Genomic DNA, 2,228 nt, shown 5'->3' on the forward strand with positions numbered 1-2,228 from the left:
CCACATACCGGGGCTCTGGGTAAATGGGCCCCCGGATATTTGCCCCCCCCCCCCCGGTTCTGGCGGTCGCTAGCGCTGATCGCGCAACGACCGGTCGGTATTTCCGAGTAGTCGGCGCCGCCACCAACCGCCGATTGCGGATGCCAGCATCGCCGGCAGCGCGAGCAGGACGGTGTACACCACGCCAGCTGCCAGCAGCGGGCCGATGCCCGACACCGCGATGACCACGGGCAGCTGCGCGAGCATGACGACCGCGCCCCAGACCCACCCACGCACCGGGAACGCGATGCCGAGTGCCAGCGACAACAGCAGCGCCGCAGGACAGGCGAGGGTCCAGTAGCGGGCCGCATCCCACGGCTCGATACCGCCCGACGACAGCGACACAACGCTCCAGAGCGCAAGGCCGGCGATCGCGGCGATCGACAGGGCGAGCCAGAAAGATCTCATCGGTGGCGGCTCCAGCGCATCGGCTCTCAAGATCGACGGACAGCATACCGAGCGTTCCGATCCGAGAAGTCAATGCTCGACATTGCGAGGCGTTGAGAGAACGGTGCGAAGACCGCCATCATCCGCACGCAAGACACCGGAGTGCAGAAGGGACTGCACTTGTATGACGGCTGTGAGCCTAAGGTGCTGAGCCTCGGCGAACAGCCCGCAGTCACTGACCAACAGACCAGGGCGATTCGCCATGTCGGCGCGACCCGTGTGGTTGCAGTTAGCTGGGGGTCGAGGCGCGGGTCAAAGTGACCCGCGCTTAGACGGTGGGACGGATCAGTGCGTACGCGGCTGCGCAGGTGTGTGCGGCTGGCGTGTAGGCAGCGGCCAGCTCGCCATGCCCGTGCTGTCTTCGCCTGACGTGCCGCCGACGCCGTAGGTTGCCCGCGGCTCGCGCACGCTGCTGCACTTGGTCGGCGGCACGATCATCTGGTTCTCCACCGTGTCCATCAGCGCGCGGAGCGCGTCGGCCCCGCCCGTGATCGCTTGGCCGAGCGCGGGCAGTGTGGCATCGGCCAAGGCGTTGTCCTCGCTCGAGGCAATGACATCGGCGTGCGCCGCAATCGTCTGGATGAGCTCGCCAAGCGCATCCGCCTGATCGACGCTCATGCCGAACACCAGCCGGTCGCCACCTGGATCGACCCAGCGGCCTGCCGCATCCACGGCGGCGACCTGGCCTTCGAACCCAAGCTCGGGTTCTGCCACAGTCGATGCATCGGCCGAGGCGTACGCCGTGCTGGTAGCGGGAGCGTCTGCAACCTCGTCGCTCTCGTCTTCGTCCTCCTCCTCGTCCTCGTCGTCCTCGGCCGCATCCGCCTCGCCTGCCATGCGCGGGAAGTCGGCGCCCCACGTCAGGTCGTTCAACACCAGCTCTGCCTGGTCGGCCAGCAGAGCCAGGCAGGTGGCCAACTCGTCCATGCCGACCTCCGGCGCCCACTCGCTGGCCCCGTTGTACGTGCGCGGGCGTGCCAGCCGGGACAGGAAATCAATGTAGATGTGCAACTGCTTCAGCCGAAGTTGGCTGTCTTCCGGCAGGAAATAGCCCGTGCCCGGATCGTTCAACGTGTCATGCGACATCTCAACCTCCTCATTCCATGAAAGGCCCCGCGCACCGGGAATCGGCGACGGGAAGTCGGGAGGTTAGAAACCGCTGCAAGACGGCGGGCGTATTTCCCCGAAGGGTGTTGTATTAGCCGCCCTCCCGACGCAGGCATCGCGTCGGTCTGCGACCGTCAGGATACGGGCGCAAAAAACCCACCGGTTTGACGGAGGTGGGGACCGCTTGCAGGGGAGTTTCTACGCTCCTTGAGGCCGAGTCTGCCGAGACGTGCGGCGAGGGTCAAGCGCGCGGGTGTCAGGGAATCCCGTGGTGGGATGTAAGGATTTCCCTCAGCAAAGGCATGGTGACCGCTGGGTATGTTCGGCGTTCGTGCTCGTGCGATCGAGCTCTATACGTTGAACGCGGCGTTGTTCGAACGCCTCTGTTCGCCGCTACAAACACACGAGCGGTGGAGTGCAATCGTATTCACGGGATCGGTGTTGCGGTCGGTTGTGAGGTAGGACGAGCGTGTTGACCGATGCGATGCCCGCAACCCGGTAGGCAGTCGTGATACAGAATAAAAAAGGTTCTTCGCAGATTAGCGGGGAGTCCTTTGCCAGCCACCGTTACGCTTGATGCCTGATTCCAGGGCGCAAGGGTGAGGGGATGTTCGACCGGAAGACGATCAAGAGGC

At 64.9% G+C, this 2,228-nt stretch carries 2 protein-coding genes; both read right to left on the reverse strand.

The window, feature by feature from the left end; all coding sequences use genetic code 11:
- Positions 1-69: 69 nt before the first annotated feature.
- The gene (locus ABE505_RS17005) at positions 70-447 is read right to left on the reverse strand and encodes a hypothetical protein (protein ID WP_346445841.1); all 378 of its coding nucleotides are present in this window, start codon (positions 445-447) and stop codon (positions 70-72) included.
- 324 nt (positions 448-771) lie between these two features.
- Positions 772-1,572, reverse strand: a complete 801-nt coding sequence (locus ABE505_RS17010) for a hypothetical protein (protein WP_346445840.1) — start codon at positions 1,570-1,572, stop codon at positions 772-774.
- Positions 1,573-2,228: the final 656 nt, after the last annotated feature.

Origin of the sequence: Luteimonas sp. TWI382, assembly GCF_039674545.1 — a bacterium.
Taxonomy (GTDB): domain Bacteria; phylum Pseudomonadota; class Gammaproteobacteria; order Xanthomonadales; family Xanthomonadaceae; genus Luteimonas.